This is a genomic window from Cumulibacter manganitolerans (assembly GCF_009602465.1).
GTDB lineage: Bacteria > Actinomycetota > Actinomycetes > Mycobacteriales > Antricoccaceae > Cumulibacter > Cumulibacter manganitolerans.
Genome location: NZ_WBKP01000122.1, coordinates 1 through 1,347, shown reverse-complemented (window position 1 = coordinate 1,347; position 1,347 = coordinate 1). Strand labels below are relative to the sequence as shown.

Annotated in this window: 1 pseudogene; it reads left to right on the top strand. The window is 69.8% G+C overall.

Annotated features, from left to right (window positions below):
• Positions 1-24 precede the first annotated feature (24 nt).
• Positions 25-1,347: pseudogene (locus F8A92_RS18420) on the top strand (IS1380 family transposase); the annotation flags it as partial.

Below are 1,347 nucleotides of genomic sequence, written 5' to 3'. Positions count from 1 at the left end.
ATCACGCAGAGAGGCACTCCGTAGGTGAAGCGTAGCCGTGTTCCGAATCTGGTCCTTGATCCCGTCCGCGAGTCGCTGATTTCCTCCTCCGGAGCACTGCTGATCAAGGAAGTGCTGCGGGTCGCCGGTCTGGATCGTTGCCTGTCTCGGGCGCTTGCGCCGTGGCGCGCGCCGCGAGCGATCCACGATCCGGGCACGGTCCTGCTCGATGTCGCCACCGCGGTCGCGCTCGGTGGTGACTGCCTGGCAGACGTCGCGGCGCTGCGGGCTCAGCCCGGGGTGTTCGGAACGGTCGCCTCCGACCCGACGGTCTCTCGCGTGTTCGCTGCGCTAGCCGGTGATGTTGATGCCGCGGTGAGCGCGATCCGGGCCGCCCGCGCGGATGCCCGCGCGGTCGTGTGGTCCCGACGCCGGCCGTTGGGCGGCGTGCCCGGCACGCGGACCGGTGGCCAGGTGATCGTCGACATCGATGCCACGCTGGTGAGCGCGCATTCGGAGAAGGAAGGCGCGCAGCCCACCTTCAAACGCGGGTTCGGGTTCGCGCCGATGTGCAGCTTTGTCGACCACGGCGAGCACGGCACCGGCGAACCACTGGCGTTGGACCTGCGGCCGGGGAAGGCCTCGCCGTGGATAAGCGCCGATCACATCACCACGCTGGATCACGCCCTGACCCAGCTCCCCGACGGCGAGCAGGCGCAGGTGCTGGTCCGTGCCGACACCGGCGCCTGCTCGAAGGTGTTCCTGCACCACATCACCGATCTGGGCCTGGAGTACTCGATCGGGTTCACCGCCCAAGACACCGTCGCGTCCGCGATCGCGGTGATCCCCGAGCAAGCCTGGCGGGCGGCGATCGACGGCGACGGGCAGCCGCGTGCCGATGCCCAGGTCGCCGAGCTCACCTCGTGGATGCCGGCGCCCATCATTCACGACCGCGCATCCCGGGCCGGGCCCGAAGCAATGGCCAGCCGGAATGCGAGTGATCGCCCGCCGTGAACGGCCCCACCCCGGCGCGCAGCTGCGCCTGACCGACCACAACGGCTGGCGGGTCACGTGTTTCGCCACCAACACCACCGGTCGCGGCTGGAGCCTGCCGATGCTGGAGGTCAGGCACCGCCAACGCGCCCGCTGCGAGGACCGCATCCGCGCCCTGAAAGACGCCGGGCTGCAGAACCTGCCCTTCCGCGAGTACGCCAAGAACAGGATCTGGCTCGAGGTCGTCGCTCTCGCTGCCGACCTGCTCGCCTGGATGCAGACCCTCGCGTTCCCCACCGAGCACCCGGCTCGCCGCTGGGAACCCAAACGGCTACGTTTCCGAGTCTTTGCCGTGGCCGGGCGCATCATCCGCAG